The 19,329-nt window shown below is 65.0% G+C and carries 19 protein-coding genes; 8 read left to right on the forward strand and 11 right to left on the reverse strand.

Going from position 1 to position 19,329, the window contains the following annotated elements; translation table 11 throughout:
- Positions 1-7: 7 nt before the first annotated feature.
- The 7 genes from H9532_RS14425 (at position 8) to H9532_RS14455 (ending at position 5,656) form a co-directional block, all read left to right on the forward strand.
- Positions 8-898 (forward strand): ROK family protein, encoded by an 891-nt coding sequence (locus tag H9532_RS14425; RefSeq protein ID WP_296369770.1) that lies wholly within the window; start codon positions 8-10, stop codon positions 896-898.
- 5 nt (positions 899-903) lie between these two features.
- Entirely contained in the window at positions 904-2,235 is a 1,332-nt protein-coding gene (locus H9532_RS14430) for a glutamate-5-semialdehyde dehydrogenase (RefSeq protein WP_296369772.1), read from the forward strand.
- Positions 2,232-2,606: a dihydroneopterin aldolase gene (locus tag H9532_RS14435; RefSeq protein WP_296369774.1), complete on the forward strand. Its 375-nt coding sequence runs from the start codon at positions 2,232-2,234 to the stop codon at positions 2,604-2,606. The genes H9532_RS14430 and H9532_RS14435 overlap by 4 nt, the downstream gene beginning before the upstream one ends.
- Positions 2,603-3,199 carry an alpha/beta fold hydrolase gene (locus tag H9532_RS14440; protein WP_296369776.1) on the forward strand — a complete coding sequence of 199 codons (597 nt, stop codon included), beginning with the start codon at positions 2,603-2,605 and terminating at the stop codon, positions 3,197-3,199. The genes H9532_RS14435 and H9532_RS14440 overlap by 4 nt, the downstream gene beginning before the upstream one ends.
- Before the next feature lie 88 nt (positions 3,200-3,287).
- Positions 3,288-3,992: a DUF6629 family protein gene (locus H9532_RS14445; protein ID WP_296369778.1), complete on the forward strand. Its 705-nt coding sequence runs from the start codon at positions 3,288-3,290 to the stop codon at positions 3,990-3,992.
- A gap of 24 nt (positions 3,993-4,016) precedes the next feature.
- Positions 4,017-4,559: a hypothetical protein gene (locus tag H9532_RS14450; RefSeq protein ID WP_296369780.1), complete on the forward strand. Its 543-nt coding sequence runs from the start codon at positions 4,017-4,019 to the stop codon at positions 4,557-4,559.
- Complete coding sequence (locus H9532_RS14455) at positions 4,556-5,656, forward strand: alpha/beta hydrolase (RefSeq protein WP_296369782.1); 1,101 nt, start codon at positions 4,556-4,558, stop codon at positions 5,654-5,656. The genes H9532_RS14450 and H9532_RS14455 overlap by 4 nt, the downstream gene beginning before the upstream one ends.
- Here the strand turns inward: H9532_RS14455 and H9532_RS14460 are convergent.
- From H9532_RS14460 to thrS, 6 genes are all read right to left on the reverse strand, one after another.
- Positions 5,595-6,995 (reverse strand): arginine repressor, encoded by a 1,401-nt coding sequence (locus H9532_RS14460; protein ID WP_296369784.1) that lies wholly within the window; start codon positions 6,993-6,995, stop codon positions 5,595-5,597. The genes H9532_RS14455 and H9532_RS14460 overlap by 62 nt on opposite strands.
- A gap of 38 nt (positions 6,996-7,033) precedes the next feature.
- Positions 7,034-9,169, reverse strand: coding sequence for a M3 family metallopeptidase (locus tag H9532_RS14465; protein WP_296369786.1), 2,136 nt, complete (start codon positions 9,167-9,169; stop codon positions 7,034-7,036).
- 65 nt (positions 9,170-9,234) lie between these two features.
- Complete coding sequence (locus H9532_RS14470) at positions 9,235-10,857, reverse strand: NAD(P)H-quinone oxidoreductase subunit 4 (protein WP_296369789.1); 1,623 nt, start codon at positions 10,855-10,857, stop codon at positions 9,235-9,237.
- 128 nt (positions 10,858-10,985) lie between these two features.
- Positions 10,986-11,963 (reverse strand): homoserine kinase, encoded by a 978-nt coding sequence (thrB, locus tag H9532_RS14475; protein WP_296369791.1) that lies wholly within the window; start codon positions 11,961-11,963, stop codon positions 10,986-10,988.
- 31 nt (positions 11,964-11,994) lie between these two features.
- Positions 11,995-12,993: a glucokinase gene (locus H9532_RS14480; RefSeq protein ID WP_296369794.1), complete on the reverse strand. Its 999-nt coding sequence runs from the start codon at positions 12,991-12,993 to the stop codon at positions 11,995-11,997.
- Positions 12,993-14,705 (reverse strand): threonine--tRNA ligase, encoded by a 1,713-nt coding sequence (gene thrS / locus H9532_RS14485; RefSeq protein WP_296369890.1) that lies wholly within the window; start codon positions 14,703-14,705, stop codon positions 12,993-12,995. Before thrS ends, H9532_RS14480 begins: the two co-directional genes overlap by 1 nt.
- Before the next feature lie 213 nt (positions 14,706-14,918).
- On the opposite strand from thrS, the gene H9532_RS14490 reads away from it, so the two are divergent.
- A complete protein-coding gene (locus H9532_RS14490) occupies positions 14,919-15,296 on the forward strand; it encodes a DUF2605 family protein (RefSeq protein ID WP_296369797.1) in 378 nt (125 codons plus the stop codon).
- Here the strand turns inward: H9532_RS14490 and H9532_RS14495 are convergent.
- The 5 genes from H9532_RS14495 to H9532_RS14515 form a co-directional block, all read right to left on the reverse strand.
- Positions 15,287-15,814 carry a glycoside hydrolase family 104 protein gene (locus H9532_RS14495; RefSeq protein WP_296369892.1) on the reverse strand — a complete coding sequence of 176 codons (528 nt, stop codon included), beginning with the start codon at positions 15,812-15,814 and terminating at the stop codon, positions 15,287-15,289. The two genes, H9532_RS14490 and H9532_RS14495, sit on opposite strands and share 10 nt — an antisense overlap.
- A 352-nt stretch (positions 15,815-16,166) precedes the next feature.
- Positions 16,167-17,195, reverse strand: a complete 1,029-nt coding sequence (trpS, locus tag H9532_RS14500) for a tryptophan--tRNA ligase (protein ID WP_296369799.1) — start codon at positions 17,193-17,195, stop codon at positions 16,167-16,169.
- A 65-nt stretch (positions 17,196-17,260) separates the two neighbouring features.
- On the reverse strand, positions 17,261-17,761 hold the full coding sequence (locus H9532_RS14505; protein ID WP_296369800.1) for a hypothetical protein: 501 nt from the start codon (positions 17,759-17,761) through the stop codon (positions 17,261-17,263).
- Between the two features lie 48 nt (positions 17,762-17,809).
- Positions 17,810-18,292 carry a hypothetical protein gene (locus H9532_RS14510; protein WP_296369802.1) on the reverse strand — a complete coding sequence of 161 codons (483 nt, stop codon included), beginning with the start codon at positions 18,290-18,292 and terminating at the stop codon, positions 17,810-17,812.
- Positions 18,285-19,235, reverse strand: a complete 951-nt coding sequence (locus tag H9532_RS14515) for a cation diffusion facilitator family transporter (protein ID WP_296369804.1) — start codon at positions 19,233-19,235, stop codon at positions 18,285-18,287. Before H9532_RS14515 ends, H9532_RS14510 begins: the two co-directional genes overlap by 8 nt.
- Between the last annotated feature and the right edge of the window lie 94 nt (positions 19,236-19,329).

A 19,329-nucleotide genomic window follows, 5' to 3' on the forward strand; every position in this document is an offset into this window, starting at 1 on the left:
TGCTGCCATGGCCCAGTTGATCGGTGTGGATCTGGGCGGCACGGCGATCAAGCTGGGCCGCTTCACGGTGGAGGGGCAGCTGCTGGCTGAGCTGGAGGTGCCCACGCCCCAGCCGCCGATGCCCGGCGCGGTGGTGATCGCCCTTGTGGAGGCCGTGCAGCAGCTCGATCCCGATGGCCTCGCGACCTGTGTGGGGGTTGGCCTACCGGGCCCGATGGATGGGGCGGGCCGGGTGGCGCGGATTTGCATCAACCTGACGGGTTGGGAGCAGATTCCCCTGGCCGAGTGGCTGGAGCCGCAGCTGCAGCGGCGCGTCACCCTCGCCAATGACGGCAATTGCGCCGTGGTGGGGGAGGCCTGGCAGGGCGCAGCCAGGGGCTACCGCGATGTGCTGCTGCTCACCCTCGGCACGGGCGTGGGCGGTGGGGTGTTGCTGGGCGGCAGCTTGTTCACGGGGCACGGCGGTGCGGCGGCTGAGCCTGGTCTGATCTGCATCGATCCTGAGGGGCCTGCCTGCAACAGCGGCAACCGTGGATCCCTGGAGCAGTTCTGCAGCATCGGCGCGCTGGCTCGCGAATCTCCCCTGACCCCTCAGGAGCTCTGCCGTCTTGCCGGCAACGGCGATGCAGAAGCCCTGGCGATCTGGCGGCGTTACGGCCGGCATCTGGGGGTTGGGCTGAGCTCGCTGATCTATGTGCTCACCCCCGAGTTGGTGTTGATCGGCGGTGGCCTCAGTGCCGCGAGTGAGCATTTTCTGCCTGCAGCACTGGCGGAAGTGGAGCAGCGGGTGCAGCGTGAGAGCCGCCAGGGCTTGGAGCTGCGTCGCTGCGCCCTGGGCAATGGGGCCGGCCGTCTCGGTGCTGCCCGCCTCGCTCTTGATCGGCTGCTCAACGCCTAGCTGGGATGATGCGCCCAGTGCCCGCCGCGCCTGTGAGCGTTCCCGATCCCACCCCCGATCTGCTGCAACGGGCCGCCGCTGTGCGTCGAGCGGCCATGGGGCTCGGTCGCCTCAGTGATCCCATGCGCCGGCAGGCCGTAGAGGCCATGGCTGCGGCACTCGAGACTGCTGCGGATCAGATCCTTGCTGCCAATCAGGCGGATCTTGAAGCGGCCGCCGCTGATGGTCTGGCACCGGCACTGGTGGCTCGCCTGAAGCTGGATGCGGGCAAATTGGCCGGTGGAATCGAGGGTGTGCGCCAGGTGGCTCAGCTGCCTGATCCCCTGGGGGTGCGTCAGTTGCACCGCGAGCTGGATCAAGGCTTGATGCTCGAGCGCGTCAGTGTTCCGCTCGGTGTGCTTGGGGTGATTTTCGAAGCCCGCCCCGATGCGGTGATGCAGATCGCCTCGCTGGCGATTCGCTCGGGCAACGGCGCGATGCTGAAGGGTGGCCGGGAAGCCAGCCACAGCTGCGCGGCCATCCTGGAAGCCTTGCGCGCCGGGCTCGCCACCAGTGCCGTGGATCCCGCGGCGCTTGAGCTGCTCACCTCCCGCCAAGAGAGCCTTGGGCTGCTCAAGCTCGATGGTCTGGTGGATCTGATCATTCCTCGCGGATCCAACGAGCTGGTGCGGTTCATCCAAGACAACACCCGCATTCCGGTGCTGGGCCATGCCGATGGGATCTGCCACCTGTATGTCGATCGGGAGGTGGACATCGAGCAGGCCCTGCGCATAGCCATCGATGCCAAAACCCAATACCCCGCTGCTTGCAATGCCATCGAAACGCTGTTGGTGCATCGCGAGGCTGCGCCAGCCTTTCTGGCTGCTGCACTGCCGGCCATGGCCGCAGCCGGTGTGGCCCTGCGCGGCGATGCCGCTGCCCAGGCGCTTGGTGTGAGTGAAGCCGCCAGCGACGACGACTGGCGCAGCGAATACTCCGATCTGGTGCTCGCCGTGCGGGTGGTGGATTCGCTCGAGCAGGCTCTGGATCACATCAGCCGCTATGGCTCCCGCCATACCGATGCCATCTGCACCACCAACGCCTCCACGGCGGAGGTATTTCTCCGCAGTGTGGATAGCGCCGGTGTGTATGTGAACTGCTCCACCCGTTTTGCCGATGGCTTTCGCTACGGCTTCGGCGCTGAGGTGGGCATCTCGACCCAAACCCTGCCTCCCCGCGGCCCTGTGGGGTTGGAGGGTTTGGTCACTTATCGCTACTTGATGCGCGGCGATGGCCATATCGCCGCCGATTACGCCAGTGGCGTGCGCAGTTTCACCCACCGCGATCTGCCGCTGTGAGCGCTCCGGCGGATCGTGTGCTGGTGCGGGGCCTGCGCCTCTGGGCCCATGTGGGGGTGCTCGAGCGCGAGCGGGTAACAGGCCAGTGGTTTGAGCTGGATTTCAGCTTGGGCTGCAACCTCAGTGTCGCCGCCGCCGCGGATGCGCTCGAGCACAGCCTCGACTACAGCCTGGCGATCCAGGACCTGCAACGTCAGGCCCGCATGATCCGTTGCCTCACCTTGGAACATTGGAGTGATCAGATCTTCAGCCTGCTGGAGGAGATCTACGGCGACGTGCCGATCTGGCTGGAATTGCGTAAATGTCAGGCCCCAGTGCCTGGCTTCTGCGGCATCGTGGCGGTGCAACGCTCGCGGCGCTGGCCGACATGACCCGTCCGCTTGTGCTCCTGCATGGGCTGTGGGACACGCCACGCTTATTCCGGCGCCTTGAAGAAGAGCTGCTGCGGCGCAGCCCTGCGCTGGAGTTGTTTGCTCCCCATCTGCCCCATCGGTTCGGGGCGGTGCCGATCCGTGAACTCGCGGCTCAGCTGGCTTCTTTGATCGAGGCCCGGTTCGGCTTCGACACTCCGTTGGATCTGTTTGGATTTTCGATGGGCGGGGTGATCGGTCGCACCTGGCTCCAGGAGCACCGGGGCTGTCAGCGCACCCGTCGCTTTGTCTGCCTGGGTAGTCCTCAGAACGGCACGCTTGCGGCTCAGTTGGTGCCGCGCTCCCTGTTGGCAGGCATTGCCGATATGAAGATCGGCAGTGCACTGCTGCGCGATTTGCAGCGGGATCAGGTTCTGCTTGCGTCACTGGAGTGCCACAGCCTGTTCACCCCCACCGACATCACCGTGTTCCCCGGTTGGCGGGCGGTGTTGCCGCTGGGCACTCGTCGGCCGTTGCCGGTGTTCACCCACCGCCAGCTCATCATTCACCCAAGGGCCGTGTGCGCTGTGGCTGACATTCTCCTGGCTCCCTAATCGGCAACAGATCCTTACCGCTCCCGGCTGATCACTTGCCTCGAGGCTGCCTCGGAATTAACAGTGCGCTTATCACTACACGCAAGCCATGTGCTTTTCGGCCTCTGCCAGCTTTACAGCCTCCGCAGTGCTGATGCCCCTGGGCCTTTACAGCACCCACCTGGCCCGCACGAATCGGCAGCCTAATTACGTTCCCTTGGCGCTGGTTCCTTTTTTCTTCGGTGTTCAGCAGTTCATTGAAGGCCTGGAGTGGACGGCCCTCGATCACGGCCGCACCGAGCCGCTCACAACGCTGGCGGGTTTGGGATTTCTGTTTTTTGCCTATTGCTTCTGGATGGTCTGGATCCCTTGGAGTGCCTGGTCGATCAGTCGTAGCACCGATTCCCGCGGCCTGCAAAACCGGCTGCGTTGGGTGGCGATCGTGAGCACGGTGCTTGGCATCGCCTTCTACCTGCCGGTGCTGTTCAATCCTCCTGCCGTTCAGCCGGCGGTCCACAGCACTGGGCGACTGCTCTACGACGTTTCCAATTTGCACAGCATTGTTCACAACTTTGTGAACACCGAGCCTGTCGGTGAGCTCGTTTACTGGGGCTTCATTGTTCTGCCATTGATTGCTGTTGCTGATCAGGCGGTGAAGCTGTTCGGTGTGCTGATCTTCGTGTCGATCTTCCTCACCTGGCTCACCTACAGCGCCACCTTTAATTCGGTCTGGTGCTTCTATTGCGCGGTCCTCTCGATTGTTGTGATCTGGATTGTCAACCGTCCTCATCTGCGCAGCTCGCCTCAGGTTTGATCGGGCGCCTGAGGGCTCGCCGCGATGTTGCTGGAACTGGAGCGTGTTCTGAATGGCCTGGGCAGCTGGCTGATCCGTGCTGACCTGGGCCTTGGCCTGCTGTTCGTGGTGGGGATCTCGATGTCGCTCTCCCATGTGTTTGGCCTGTTCGCCAACCGCTTGGGTGCTCGGCAGATCCTCTGGCGGCTGGTGTTTGATGCGCTGGTGCTGGCCTCGGCCTTTCTGTTGAGCAGCTCCATCGACATGGTGCTGCTCAATCTCTATGGATCCAACCCGGTTCACCCCAGTGCTTTTGTGGACGGAATCGCCAGCTGTTTGCTACCAGCCTGTTTCTATGTGTGCGTCGCCGCTCCTTACATCGGCGAAACCATTGGCTTGGTGATCTGGGTGTTGACCCATCTCAATGTGGTTACCTTTGTGCACGTGCGCTTCGATCTCCCGTGGGATCAGGCGCTTGGGCTCACCACGCCCGGCTATCTCTTGGCGCTTCTGCTGGTGGCCTTGCTGTTTCGTCAGAGCTGGCAACGGGGCTACGCGATGCTCGCCTCGGAGCTGGCTGAACCATGAAGGCCGCCGCTCGCCTGCATCCTTGGAGCCAGCGCTTCAACCTCAAACTGCTGCTGCTCGTTCTGGCGATTGGCCTCGGCATCAACCTGGTGGGCCTGGGGCATCTAGCCCTGGTTGTGCGCTCCGCCCTGTCGCCCGCGGATCTGCTGCTGTTGCTGCAGCTGATCGGTTTGCTGCTGATGGTCTTGATCGCGGCAGCCGGGATCTATTCGCTGGTGAGCGAATTTGCTTTCTGGGAAGGGTGGCTGCAGGGCTTACCCGCCCCAGGCACACTCTTTGATCGCGGGCCACCGGCAGCAGGCTCGCATCGTTGCTATCTGGTGTATCTCGATGGCATCCACCAGTTGGAGCGTGATCACCCGCCGCGGGTCTCCGCCTTTCTGGAACTGCTGGAGCAGCAGCTGGCCGCTGAAATCCTGCTGGTGCGTGGCCTGGAAACTTACACCGTGATGCCGGTGGCCTTGGCTGAAGATGCCGGCAGCGAATGGTTCTGGCGGCGGCTGTTTGCCCTGCAGGAACAACATCCCAATGGCCTGGTGCAGCTGTTGGCTGCGGTGCTGGTGCAGGCCAACAACGTGATCAAGGTGGGGATTTCCTCGGATCGGCGCTACGGCCCGATCCTCAATTACGAGCTTGCGTTGAAAATCAGCTTGCGATTGGCCGAGGCTGGATTCCGCCCGGATGCCGGCAGCCGCATCGTGCTCACCGGCTACAGCGGCGGAGCCGAGATGGCTATGGGTGTGGCTGATTACTTGCGCCGAATTACTCGGGCACCGGTGAGCATCATCAGCTTCTGCGGTGTGTTCAGTGGCAATCAGGAGCTGCATCAGCTCGCAGGGATCACCACGATTGTGGGCAGCAAGGATCCCGTTGCGGCCTTTGGCCGCATCGCCTACCCGGGTCGATCACCCCTGCTGCCCCTCTCCAACTGGAACAAAGCTCTTGCTGCAGGCCAGATCCAGCGTTCGCTGATCGAGGGAATGAATCACAACGGCAGCCACGGCCCGTTTTCCGAAGCCTTCCGCCAGCGCGTGATCAAGGCGATTCTGGCTGCACTGGATGCGCCAATTGCTGCACCAACACAAACGGGCTGTTGAGCGGCTGGCAGGCCAACAGCCGTTGCTGGGCGCTGGCTGCAGCGCTTCCGTGCAGGCTGCCGTCGTGGGGTAGGTCGTGCAGCGCCTGCCGGTACGGCTCCAGCCAGGGATCTGTCGCTGATCCCAGCTGGTTCACCCGGCGCAGGAGGCGTTCCCGCCAGATCCCTCCCATCAGCACCGGGAATAACTGGCAGCGGCCCTCCATCACTTGCTGGATCAGCGCTGAGCTGTCGATGCAGAAGCCCAGGGATCCATAGCCGCCCTGGAGCAGCTGCCGTTCACTGGCCTCAAGGTTGTGCACCAGGGCGATCAGCTCCAACAGATCAAACAGCCGCTGGAGCCGTTCGCCTTCATAGGGCTCTCCGAGGTAGTGAACGGTGCCGTTGTGACGATCGTTTTGCCAGGGACGCTGCAGATCGTTCAGGGCTTCCCAGCCGCAGAGCCCTTCGGTGCCCTGGTAGTACTGCAACCGCAGGAGTTGGTTGGAGCGGCGCAGCTCCAGCTCCAGGCAGCTGTGGGGCAGCAGCGATTGCATTTCCTCGCCATTCGCACCAAGTAGGCCGGTGCGGATCGGTAAAGCCAGCGGCACCTGGCTCCAGCCCCCTCCCTCCAGGGGCAGGCTGGCCCCGAGGCCGAAGCTGGCCACGCTGCAGCGCAGTTGTGCCCGGGTCTGCCAGCCGCTGGCTTGCAGTTGTGCCAGCCAGCGGCTGCTGGTGGTGCAACCTTCAAAGCTCCAGGGATCATCGCCGAGGCGATTGGCCGCCAACCGGTTCAGCACCCGGGCCACCAGGGTGTTGAGCTGCCTTTCCGGGGGCGATTGCTCAAAGCCGAGCCCAACATTGCGCCACACCAGCCCGCCACTGAGGGCTGCTCCGGTGGGGGCTGTCTTGACGTTGGATGCGGGATCAGGCACGGCTGAAGCGGCCTGCTGCAGCGCCTCAAGATCTTGGGGAAGCGGCGGCCGGTGGCGATTGCTCCACAGGCTCAGGGCATCGGGTTGATCGGGGCTGGGTGGCGGCAGCAGATGGGGGAGATCGTCGGCCAGGGCCGCCAGCAGCGCCGGGGTGAGCAGGCCCCGTTCCAGCACTCCTGCCAGAGCCTGAAGCTTGGGCGGCAGTTGCGCCGGCGAGAGCGTCCAGCTCCGCGGCAGCAGCCAGAGCAGGGGCAGCAGCTGCGGTTTGTGCAGATCGTTCGCCAATCGCTTGAGCCAGTCGGAGCGGCTCAGGCCCGAGCGGAACACACTGCGCTCCAGCGCTGCTTCGAACCCGACCAGTGGCACTGGGCAGGTCCACTGATCAGCCAGGGCGAGGGGATCGCTGTTGGGCCAACGCAGAGCCATGCCGCCCTGAAGCTCTACCCATGCTGCGCCGGTTCAGCTCAGACGGCTACCAGGCCGGAATGGCGGATCAGTGCTTCGCTGCTGGGTTGGCGGCCCCGGAAGGCTTCGAACACCTGTTTGGGATCGAGGCTGCCCCCCAGGCTGAGCACCGTGTCGCGGAAGCGGCGACCCGTCTCGCGGATCTGCTCCTCGTTCTCCAGCCCCACCTCTTCAAAGGCGCTGAAAGCATCGGCGCTGAGCACCTCGGCCCACTTGTAGGAGTAGTAGCCCGCGGCATAACCGCCGGCGAAGATGTGGCCGAAGGAACACAGGAACGCGTCTTCATCGATCGGTGCCAGCACGGTGGTGTTGGCACCGATCTGGCGGCGCAGTTCTTCAGGGCTTTGGCTACTGCCAGGGTGCCACTGGCTGTGGAGCTTGAGATCCACCAGGGCGAAGTGCACCTGGCGCAGGGTGGCGGCACCACCCATGAAGGTGCGAGCCGCTAGGAGCTTGCGAAACTCCGCTTCGGGCAGCGCCTCGCCGCTCTGCCAGTGGCGGGCCATGCCCATCAAGGTGGCTTGGTCGTAGCACCAGTTCTCCATGAACTGGCTGGGTAGCTCCACGGCATCCCATTCCACGCCGTTGATGCCCGCCGCCTGGGGACGCTCCACCGTGGTGAGCATGTGCTGCAGGCCGTGGCCGAACTCGTGGAAGAGGGTCTCCACTTCCTCGAAGGTCATCAGGCTTGGCGTTGCGCCCACCGGTGGGCTCTGGTTGCAGATCAGGTAAGCCACGGGCAGCACGGCCGTGCCATCGGCGCGGCGCGAGCGCACCAGGCATTCATCCATCCAGGCGCCACCACGCTTGCTGCCGGGCCGGCTGTAGGGATCCAGGTAGAAGGCGGCCAAGGGTGTGCCGGCGCTGGATCCCGCCTGTGCTCCTTCCAGGATGCGGAAGTAGCGCACATCGCCGTGCCACACCGGTGCCTCGCCGTCAGCGGCCTCGATCGTGATCCCGAAGAGTCGGCTGCACAGGGCAAACAGGCCCTCCAGCACCTGGGGCAGGGGGAAATAGGGGCGCAGCGCTTCGCTGTCGAGCTCGAAGCTCTCCTGGCGCAGCTTCTCGGCCCAGAAGCTCACATCCCAGGGCTGAAGGTCGTCGGCTTCAACGGCTCCATGGCGGCTGGCGCAGGCGGTCAGGGCCTCCAATTCCTGCTGGGCCACGGGGTAAGCCGCTGCCCGCAGCTCCTCAAGCAGCGCTTCCACGGCGGATTCGGAGTCGGCCATTTTGGCGGCCAGGCTCACCTCGGCCCAGTTGGCATAGCCGAGGCGCCGGGCTTGTTCGCCCCGCAGCGTGAGGATGCGCTCGATCAAGGGCCAGTTGTTGAGCTCACTGCCTTCCTGGCCGGAAGCGCGGCTCACGTGGGCGCGATACACCTGCTCCCGTAGATCGCGGCGGCGGCTGTACTTGAGGAAGGGCGCGTAGCGGGGCATATCCAGCCCCAGCAGCCACGGGCCCGCCTCTGCTGTGGCCTCGCTGTCTCCGGCTTGGCGGGCGGCTTGCGCCAGCTGATCCAGCAGGCTGGCGGGCAGGCCATCCACCTGCTCGCGCTCGCTGAGCTTCAGGGTCCAGCCATTGGTGGCATCGAGCACCTGATTGCCGAAGCGGGTGGAGAGCTCTGCTAGCTCCTGGCTGGCGCTGTTGAAGGCCTCCTGCTCGCTGCCGCTTAAGCCCACACCGCGCAGCTGCATATCCCGCAACTCCGCCGCGAGGATCCGTTGCTGGGCTCCATCGAGCTCAGCGCTCTGCTGCTGCAGCTGCTCCAGCGCTTTGTAGATCACCTGGCTCTGGCCAGCGCGGTTGCCGAACTGCACCACCGCGGCCTGCTGGGCCGCATGGGCTTCGCGCAGCTCCGGGCTGTTGCACACCCCGTTGAGATGGCTCACAACGCCCCAGCTCCAGCGCAAGCGCTCGCCCAGCCGCTGCAGCGGATCCATCACCGCGCTCCAGCTCAGGGGATCGCCGCTCTCCAGGGCAGTGCCCAGCTGTTGCTCCAGAGCTGTGAGGTCGCCATCGAGCTCGTGGATCAGCTGGGGGATGTGGGCGGATACCGCCTCAGGTGTGATCGCTTCAAATTCAGGGAGGCCCTCGCCCCGCAGGATCTCAGGGAGGGCTGCGGTGGAGCTGCTCATGGGGCCGGAACTGGGCTCGGGTTTACCGACGCCCATTCCAGCTTGCCGATGGCTTCAGCCGCTGCTCAGCCGAGGGCGGGAAGCCGAAGGGCCACAACAGCCACCTGTGCCAGGTTGTCGGAGAGGGCGGTGGTGGAGGCCTCATACAGATCAATGGCCACCCGCGGCCAGAAGCCGATCACCAGGGTGGGCACCAGCAGGGTGAGGCCGATCACCAGCTCGCGGGGCTTCATATCGCCGAGCACAGCAAGAGCTGGAATCCTCGGACCGAAGAACACACGCCGGCAGAGGCTCAGTAGATAGACCGGGGTGAGCACCACCCCGATCGCTGCCAGCACCACGGCGATCACACGGAAGCCCACGGTGAAGTCGGCGTTGCTGGTGAGGCCGAGGAACACCGTGATCTCACTCACGAAGCCGCTCATGCCCGGCAGTGCGAGGGAAGCCAAGGAGCTGGCCAGGAAGAAGGCGAAGGTGATCGGCAGCACCTTGGCCAGGCCGCCCATGTTGGGGATCGAGAGGGTTTTGGTGCGCTCGTAGAACACACCGGTCACGAAGAACATCGCCGCGGCGATCAGGCCATGGCTGATCATCTGGAGCATCGCGCCGCTCATGCCGAGGCTGTCGATGGCACCGATGCCGAGGAGCACAAAGCCCATGTGGCTCACCGAGCTGCAGGCGATGCGCCGCTTCACGTTGTCCTGAGCGAAGGCGTTGAGGGCGCCGTAGACGATGTTCACGATCCCCAGCACCACGAGCGCTGGGGCGAGCACCAGGTGGGCTTCGGGCAGCATCTGCACGTTGAAGCGCAGCAGGGCATAGCCGCCCATCTTCAGCAGCACCCCCGCCAGCAGCATCGACACCGGCGCATTGGCCTCACCGTGGGCATCCGGCAGCCAGGTGTGCAGCGGGAACATCGGCAGCTTCACGCCGAAGCCCACCAGGAAGCCCAAGTAGCAGAGCAGGCCAAAGGTGCCGCCCGGGGAGCGGGCGATCAGTTCGCTGAGGTTGAGGGTGAAGGGGCCGTTGAGGGCCAGGGCCAGGCCGCTCACCAGGATGAGCAGCGAGGCTGTTGCCGTGTAAAGGATGAATTTGGTGGCGGCGTATTGGCGCTGTTGACCGCCCCAGATGGCGATCAGGAGGTACACCGGCACCAGCTCCAGTTCCCAGGCCAGAAAGAAGAGCAGGAAGTCTTGAGAGAGAAACACCATTGCCTGGGCAGAGGCCTGCACCAGGAGCAGCGCGAAATAGAGGCGAGTCTTCTTCTGAATGTTCCAGCTGGCGGCCACGGAGAGCAGCGTCACCAGCCCGGAGAGCACCACCAGCGGTGCCGAGAGCCCATCAGTGGCCAGCGACCACTCCAGGCCGATGGCCGGCACCCAGGCGAAGCGCTCCACCAGCTGCAGCCCGGCGATGGAGCCGTCGTAGTGCTGGCTGAACACGAACAGCATCAACCCCAGATCCACCAGCAGGGTGACCAGGGCAATGGTGCGAGGCAGCTTGGGGTCTGTTCCGTCGCCCGGCAGCAGCATCAACAGCGGCGCGACCGCTACGGGCAGAAGCGTGATCAGGCTGAGCCAGGGGAAGCTTGCAGGCCCGGCCAGCAGACCTTCCGCCACGGCGGTATCGCCGAAGGCCGAGCTCGATAATGCTGTGGACGCGGCCAATAAGGGCATTAGGGCGTCCATAAAGACCTCATCACGTTGATGGCTGCTCCCACCCCAGGATCAGGCCATGAGAGGGCGTGAATCTAGCAGCTGAGTATTTCTACTTAGGGCCCTAAAGCCTGGGGGTTCAAGGGCTCAAGTTTGCGCGATTAATTGCTGCCGCTGGCGGCGTTGCTGGTGGTGCGGTCCGCCAGGGTCTTCCAGCGGCTGCCGCTCTGCTGAAGCTGCAACACCTCGGCCCTTGAGGCCACCCCCTCGCTTTCCCAGGCCCGAACCATCGCCCGGCGGATGGCGCCGGCATGATCCCGGTTGGTCAGCGCCAGGATGCTCGGTCCGGCACCACTGATCACGCAGCCCCAGGCGCCGGCCTCCAGCGCCGCCTCGCGTACCTGGCGCCCGCCCTGGATCAGCCCCCAACGGTAGGGCTCATGGATGCGGTCGTGCATGCCATCGGCGATCAGATCGCCGTTGCCCGTTCGCAGTCCTTGCAGCAACAGGGTGAGCGAGCCCAGGTTGGTGACGGCATCGGCAATGGAGATCGCCTTGGGCATCACTCGGCGCGCCTCACTGGTGGAGAGGCGGATGGATGGGATCGCCACGACCGCCAGCACCTCCGGCGACCACTCACAGCGCACCACGCGCCATCGGTGCGAGGCCGCCTTGGCGGTCATGCACAGCCCGCCCAGCAGGGAGGGCACCACGTTGTCCGGATGGCCTTCGATGTCGATGGCGAGCTCCAGCAGCTTTTCGCGGCTGAGCGGTTCGCCGATCAGGGCATTGGCTCCCATCAGGCCCGCCACAATCGCTGTGGCACTGCTGCCCAGGCCCCGGGCAGGAGGTACCGCCAGGCGCACCCGGGCTTCGATCGCGATCGGCTGTTCCCCCGCTTCCTTCCACACCCGCTGGGCCGCCCGATACACGAGGTTGTCGGGGCCGCCGCGCAGGTGGGAGCCCTCGCTCCCTTCGATCACCAGTTCAAAGCGCTCACCATCTCCTTCGATGCAGCGCATCTCAAAGCGGTTGTTGAGATCCAGGGCGGCCCCCAGACAATCAAAGCCGGGGCCCAGGTTGGCTGTCGTGGCGGGAACATCCACCACAACCCCCTGGCCGATGCGGGGGCGGACCATACGGTCGGTTCTGCTGGGGCCAGTGTCCCACTCAGCCCATCAGCATCCGGGCGCGGCAGGCGGCGCTGAACAGGCCGGCTTCAGGGTCGGTGAGGGCATAGACGGGCACCTGCTCCAGCACGGCACTGAGGCGACCCTTCTGCTGCAGCGGACCTAGAAAAGCGGGCGAGCGCAGCTCCTCCAGCAACTTCCCAGCGGTGCCGCCTCCCACCCAAAGCCCTCCGCTGCAGAGGGTCTGCAGGGCTAGATCACCAGCGGTGCTGCCGTAGGCCCCCAACCAGAGATCCATGGCGCTGCGGGCCAGGGGATCGCCAGCGGCAGCGGCAGTGGCGGTGGCGGCCGGGCGATCGGTGCTGTCCACATCCGCCAGGGGATGGCCGGCGCCGCTGGGATCGGTGGCCAGCAGCCAGCGCATCACCTCGCCAAGCCCGGTGCCGCTCACCACCCGCTCGATCGACACCCGCTCGATCTGGAGATCTTGTTTCAGCCAGCACTTCAGCTGCCATTCAGCCTCGCTGCGCGGCGCGAACTCGGCGTGGGAGGCCTCACTGGCCATCGCCTTGAGCCCTGCTCCCGTGGGCATCCCGATGGCCACGCCCAGACCTGTGCCTGCCCCAAGGATCGCCACCGGCGCCTGGGGATCGGCCCCGCTGACGGCTGGCCGCAGCAGGGTGTGCTGATCCGGCTGCACGTGAGGCAGGCCGTAGATCAAGACGGCGAAATCGTTCACCAGGTCCACCTGTTGGAGCTCGCATTGCGCCGCGAGGGCCGATTGCTCCAGCAGCCAGGGGAGATTGGTGAGCTTCACCCGGCCCTGACGCACCGGCCCTGCCACGGCGAAGCAGGCGTGGGTGGGCCTGGTGCTGCTGGGTTCAGCGGCCAGGAAATGGTTCACCAACTCCCCAAAATCCGGCCAGTCCGCCGACACGAACCGCTCGGCACGGCGTTGGCTGAGCCGATCGCCCTCGAGCGCATAGATGGCCAGAAGGGTCTTGGTGCCGCCGATGTCGCCGGCCAGGAGGGTGGTCATCAGCCCAGGGGCAGACCTGCACTCCGATCCTGATTCGCCTGGCTCGCCGCTGCCACTAGATCAGCCAGGGCGACGCTGCCCAGGTCGCCCTCGCGGCGGCTGCGCAGGCTGATCGCACCGGTTTCGGCCTCTTTGGCGCCGATCACCCCAAGCACCGGGATTTTCATCTGCTCGCCATTGCGGATCAACTTGCCGAGGCGATCACCGGAGTGATCGATGCTGGCGCGCACACCGGCTGCCTTCAGCTGGCTGAGCACCGCTTCGGCATAGCCACGCACCTCATCGGTGACCGGCAACAACCGGATCTGTTCGGGGGCGAGCCAGAAGGGGAAATCGCCGGCGTAGTTCTCGGTCATGATCCCGAAGAACCGCTCCAGCGAGCCGAAGATGGCGCGGTGGATCATGATCGGCCGCTGGCGAGAGCCATCGGCGGCCACGTATTCGAGATCAAACCGCTCCGGCAGGTTGAAATCGAGCTGGATCGTGGAGCACTGCCACATCCGGCCGATGGCGTCTTCGATCTTGAGGTCGATCTTGGGGCCGTAGAAGGCGCCGCCGCCTTCATCGATCTTGTACGCCCAGCCCTTGCGATCGAGGGCCTCGATCAGGCCTTGGGTAGCGAGATCCCACACGGCGTCTTCGCCGATGGATTTCTCGGGCCGGGTGGAGAGGTTGATCTCGTAATGGCGGAAATCGAAGGTGGAGAGAATCTGCTCGGTGAGGTTGAGGATCGCCAGGATTTCATCGCTGATCTGATCCGGCAGGCAGAACACGTGGGCGTCGTCCTGGGTGAAGCCGCGCACGCGCATCAGGCCGTGCATCACGCCAGGCCGCTCGTAGCGATACACGGTGCCGAGTTCGGCCCAGCGGATGGGCAGTTCCCGGTAGCTGCGCAGGGTGCTGGCGTAGGTGAGCACGTGGAACGGGCAGTTCATCGGCTTGAGCTGGTATTCCCGCTCGTCCACTTGCATCGGACCAAACATGCTCTCGCTGTAGAAGTCGAGGTGGCCTGAGGTCTTCCAGAGGCTGATGTCCGCCACGTGGGGCGTGTAGAGCAGCTCGTAGCCGGCGGCAAAGTGCAACTCGCGCCACAGGTTCTCGATCAGCAGGCGCATGCGGGCGCCACGGGGGTGCCAGAACACCAGGCCAGCGCCGGCTTCGTCTTCGATGGAGAAGAGATCAAGGTCGGTGCCGATGCGGCGGTGATCGCGGCGCTTGGCCTCTTCCTGACGGCGTTTGTATTCGGCCAGTTGCTCCGGGGTTTCCCAGGCGGTGCCGTAGATGCGCTGGAGCTGGGCGTTGTTTTCATCACCGCGCCAGTAGGCACCGGCCACGCTTTCCAGCTCAAAGGCCTTGGCATTGAGCTCGCCGGTGGTGGCTACGTGGGGGCCAGCGCACAGGTCCCACCACTCCTCACCGAGGGTGTAAAGGGTGATGGGCTCGCTGATGCCCGCGAGGATTTCGAGCTTGTAGGGCTCGTTCTGGGCCTTGATCCGCGTCTCCGCCTCGGCGCGGCTCACCTCGAGGCGCTCGAGCGGAAGCTTCTTATTGATGATCTTGATCATCTCCTTCTTGATGGCCTTGAGATCGGCCTCGGTGAAGGGATCGGGGCTATCGAAGTCGTAGTAGAAGCCGTTTTCGGTCCAGGGACCGATCGTGACCTGGGCCTTGGGAAACAGGCGCTGCACCGCCATCGCCATCACATGGCTCATCGAGTGGCGGATGCGCAGCAGCTGCTCGCTTTCGCTGGTTTTCGGCAGGTGGATCGCGGCGGTCTGCCCAGCTTCGCCGGCGGCTGTGGTGGCCGTGGTGGTTGCGACGCTGCCGGATGAACTGGAGGCGGCAGGGCGGGTCGCGGTCACGGCTGTGGGGTAGCAACCCCGATCCTACGCAGGGGATTTGGGCTCATTCCTACGCTGAGCCTGATGAGTGCTTCCTTCCCGCCGCCATCTGAACCGGATTCAGAGCCAGCCCAGTTGCTGGATCAGTTGCTGCAGTCGCTGTTTGACGACTTCAGCTTCTGGTTCCAGCGCGGTTTGGTGCTGCTGGAGCTCACACCTGATGCGCTGCTTCCGGCTTCCGAGCAGCAATCGTTGCGTCAGAAGCTCGAGGAAGCCCTGCAGGCCATTGCCGCCACCCGCGCCCTGCGGGCCGCCTGCACCACGCCGATGGCTGTCGATATGGATGCCATGGCTCCCTGGCATCGCCTGATGATGCGCGTGTGGAATCTCTCCTCGATGCTCCGGATCGCCGGTGTGGCTTTGCCGCCGGATGGGCGCGGCGACGCTGAACCTCAGGCCTGAACCCCTAGGGCCTTGAGGTTGCTGCTGTAGAAGCGCTGCAGGTCTTCCGCCCGTTTCACTGGCTGCCCGTAGGCGCTGCGGCCAGCGAGGGTGGGAAATGAGGCCCATTCGCGCGCCAGCACGGCCATCGCTTCGTGGGTGAGCCCCTTTTGATCGATCTGATCGAGCACGCCGCGCCGATCCACCAGATACAGAGCTGCCTGGTCTTGGCTACTGGGCGCGAAGCTTTCGAGCTGCAGTTTGCGCGCCGCTTCACTCCAGGTGCCGGGCAGGAATTGGTAGGCCCCTGCAGCGGCACTGGTGTAGCGCTTCACCACCACAATCTCCGGGTGGCGCTCCAGGCTGCTGAAGCGACCTCCCCCGTACAGGGTGCGGTACCCCTCCTTGCCCTGCTTCCACGTGCCTTCGGCGTAGCGGATGGTGTTGAGCAAGGCACGCCGTTGCGGCGTGATCGTGTAGCTGCCGGGGCCACTTGCCGATGCGTGCCGTGGATCGCCTGTCCGGCTGCCCTCACTCAGTTGCTGACGTCCTTGCGATGGGGAAACCAGCGGGCCTGCGGCCAGAAGGAGCAGCCCCAGGGCTGTGGCAGCAGACGATGCAGGAGCCGGGTGGGAAGAGGAGGGGAGATGGCGACGCAGACGCAAGGGCAACACGACAAGGTCTGGGCAGCCTGCTGCCCGGCGATGGGCAGGTACGAGCCCATCCCAGCCGACCTGGACAAATGAGACGCAGATGTGCTCGACCATCGCCCAATGGGTTGAGACCGGGCTGGGACTGGCGAGAGAGATGTGTGCCGGTCGTGGCGGCGACCACGTGATCAATCAGGCGTCTTTATGTTTCCTTTGGGATTGATCACGCTGCTGCCGGCGTTCAGGGGCGTGGCAGGAAGCCGAGTGCCTGGCGGGTGCGCTCCAGGGTGGCTTCGGCCACTGCATTGGCTCGCTCACGGCCCTGCTGGAGCACCCGATCCAGTTGAGCGGGGTCGTTGCTGAGGTCGCGGTAGCGCTCCTGGATCGGCCGCAGTGCTTCCACCAGCGTCTCGGCCAACAGCGGTTTGAAGCTGCCCCAGCCCATCGATCCGCATTCACTGGCCGCTGCCTCACGACCTTTGCCGCTCAGCAGGGCGTAGAGCCCCAGCAGGTTGTCGGTTTCGGGGCGCTCGGGATTGCCGAATTCCAAGCCCATGATTGGGTCGGTCTTGGCCCGCTTCACCTTCTTTGTGATCAGTTCGGGTGGATCGAGCAGGTTGATGCGAGAGCCCTCGTTGGGGTCACTTTTGCTCATCTTGCTGCGCCCATCGGTGAGGCTCATGACCCGAGCCCCTTCCTTGAGGATCAAGGGCTCAGGCACCTTGAGCACAGGGATCGGCTCCCCTTCGGCATCCTTGGGAGCGAAGCGTGCGTTGATGCGCTGCTGGGCAATGTCGCGGGCCAGTTCCAGGTGTTGCTTCTGGTCTTCTCCCACCGGCACCAGGTCGGCGTCATAGAGAAGGATGTCGGCGGCCATCAGCACCGGGTAATCGAGCAGGCCCACCGACACTTGATCGCCCTGCTTGAGCGCCTTCTCCTTGAACTGGATCATCCGCTCCAGCCAGTTCAGAGGGGTGACGCAATTCAGCAGCCAGCACAGCTCGCTGTGGGCGGGAACATGGCTCTGGACAAACACCGTGGCTTTGGCGGGATCAATGCCACAGGCCAGATAGAGCGCGGCGGTGCTGCGCGTGTCGGCCGCCAGCTGCTCCGGGTTGTGAGGAACGGTGATCGCATGCAGGTCCACCACACAGAAAAACGTGTCGTGGCTGTCCTGCAGATCCACCCAGTTGCGGATGGCGCCAAGCCAATTGCCCAGGTGCAGTGACCCGGTTGGTTGAACCCCTGAGAGAACCCGGGCCCTTGGCATCTGTGATCACTGGCGAGTCGCCGGATTCTGCCTTGAGGCGTTTCCAGCGAACCCGCCCTGAGTGATCAGGCTTCAGCGGCTGCCGCTTCGGTTGCCGGAGTCTCTGCCGAATCCACTTCAGCGGTGGCCGCCTCAGGGGCCGCTTCCACCGGTGCCTCAGCTTCAGCAGCTACCTCTGGTGCTGCTGTCACAGGTTTTGCCGGCCGCGCGAAGGGGTTCGGCCGGCTGGAGGCGGGGCGCTCACCACGCTCAGGCCGGGGGCCACGCCGCTCACCGCCGGGGCGACCGCCGCCGCTGGCGCGGTGCTGCGCCACTACCTCATCGAGTTTGCCGTCTTCCAAAAGCTGGGCAACGGTGCGGATCGAAAGGCCCAGGGCCGCCACGGTGGAACGAAGGCCGAAAGCCTCCTGCACGGCGCGGGCGGCACGCATTTCGTTGTCGCTCAAGCGGATGCGGAAGCCACCGGCCTCGCGGCCACCACCATCACGGGAACCACCGCCCTGGCGTGGGCCACGGTCGCCGCGGAAACGTTCGTTCGAGCTGGGTTGGAAATCGCCGTCGGCCATGGCCGCACACCTGAACAGTCAGGCGCAAGTGTGCCCTATGGCTGGTGGTCAGGGCCAGCACCAATGCAGCCGGTGGTGTTCCGCGCTGCCTTGGCGAGCGAGCACCAACAGGGGGATGGGCGTGGGGCCGTCGGCCTCCAGCAGCTGGCGGTAGCGCTCCAGCACTTGCAGATAGGCACTGAGGGTCCAGCCGTGGTGACCGCGCTCCTGGGCCCGCCAGAAACGCCGGAGCGCCTGGCTGCAGCTCTGGCGGCCGAATTCCTGCCAACAGAGTTCCTGAGCCTGCAGATGCTCGACACCCTGTTGGCGCCATTCCCGGAAGCGCACCAGTTCTGGGGCATCGCCGGTGCTGTCCGGGGGCAGCGCCCGGGCCAGGTCTTCGACCCCCACCTGCTGGAGCTGCAGCCAGCAGCGATCCAGCAGCAACACCGGCAGCGCGCCATGCCACCGGTCTTGCTGCTGCTGAGCCCTCATCAATCCATCCACCTGCCGCTGGAGCCGCGGCGTCAATGGCGTCAGCAGCTCAGCCATGGGTGCCGCGGAAGGTGATGTCGGCGATGGCGTATTCCCGCGGTTCTAGATGAATCGTGCAACGCACCGGGCCGAAGCGGGCCTCGAGATGCTCCTCCACCAGTTCCGTGATGCGGTGCGCTGTCGGCAGATCGTTGGCGTCCACCACCATGTGCAGCTCGATGAACACCCGCTGCCCCAACACCCCCCGGCTGGCGATGTCATGCACGTTCAACACACCGGGCACGGTCATGGCCACTTCGTGAATGGCCTCCGGTGCGATGGCGATCTGATCCACCAGCCAGGGCAGGTTGCTGGAGAGCACTTGCCAACAGGCCCGCACAAGCAGCACGCAGAGCGGAATGGCCATGGCCACATCGAGCCATTCGATGCCCAGGGTCAGCACGCCCGCCAGGCCCACCAGCACCACCACCGTGGTCCAGATGTCGCTGGTGGTGTGCTTGGCGTCCGCCAACACCAGCTGACTGCCCAGCCGGCGGCCTTGGCTGCGTTCGTAGCCAGCGAGCAGCAGATTGCAGCCGAGCACGATCAGCAGGAGCAACAGGTCGTGGCCATCGAGGCGTAGGGGAGGCAGACCGGCCGCGATGCGCTCCAGGGAGCTTTTGAGGATCTCAAAAGCGGTGAACAAGATGAACCCGGCAATGGCGAGGGCCCCCAGGCCCTCATATTTGTCGTGCCCATAGGGGTGATCCCGATCCGGTCTGGGATCGGACAGCCCGTTGGTGATCAGGCCGAGCAGGCTGCTCAGACCATCGGTGGCGCTGTGCATGGCATCGGCCAGCACCGCAAGGGACCCGGTGAGCAGGCCGATCACCAGCTTGAGCAGGGTCATCGACACGTTCACGGCTAGTGCGATCAGCAGCACGCGCTTCACCGCATCGCGGTTGTCATCGCGCTGCAGCACGGCGGGTGACGATGCCTGACCCGTGCTGGCGAGTCCCATGGCCCGGCAGGCTCACAACAGTGGACCCAAGGTATTGGGTCTGGGCAGTGCACACCAGCTGAGCTAAAGAGAACCGGCGCATCCGCAGGACCCT

Origin of the sequence: Vulcanococcus sp. Clear-D1, assembly GCF_014654725.1 — a bacterium.
Taxonomy (GTDB): domain Bacteria; phylum Cyanobacteriota; class Cyanobacteriia; order PCC-6307; family Cyanobiaceae; genus Vulcanococcus.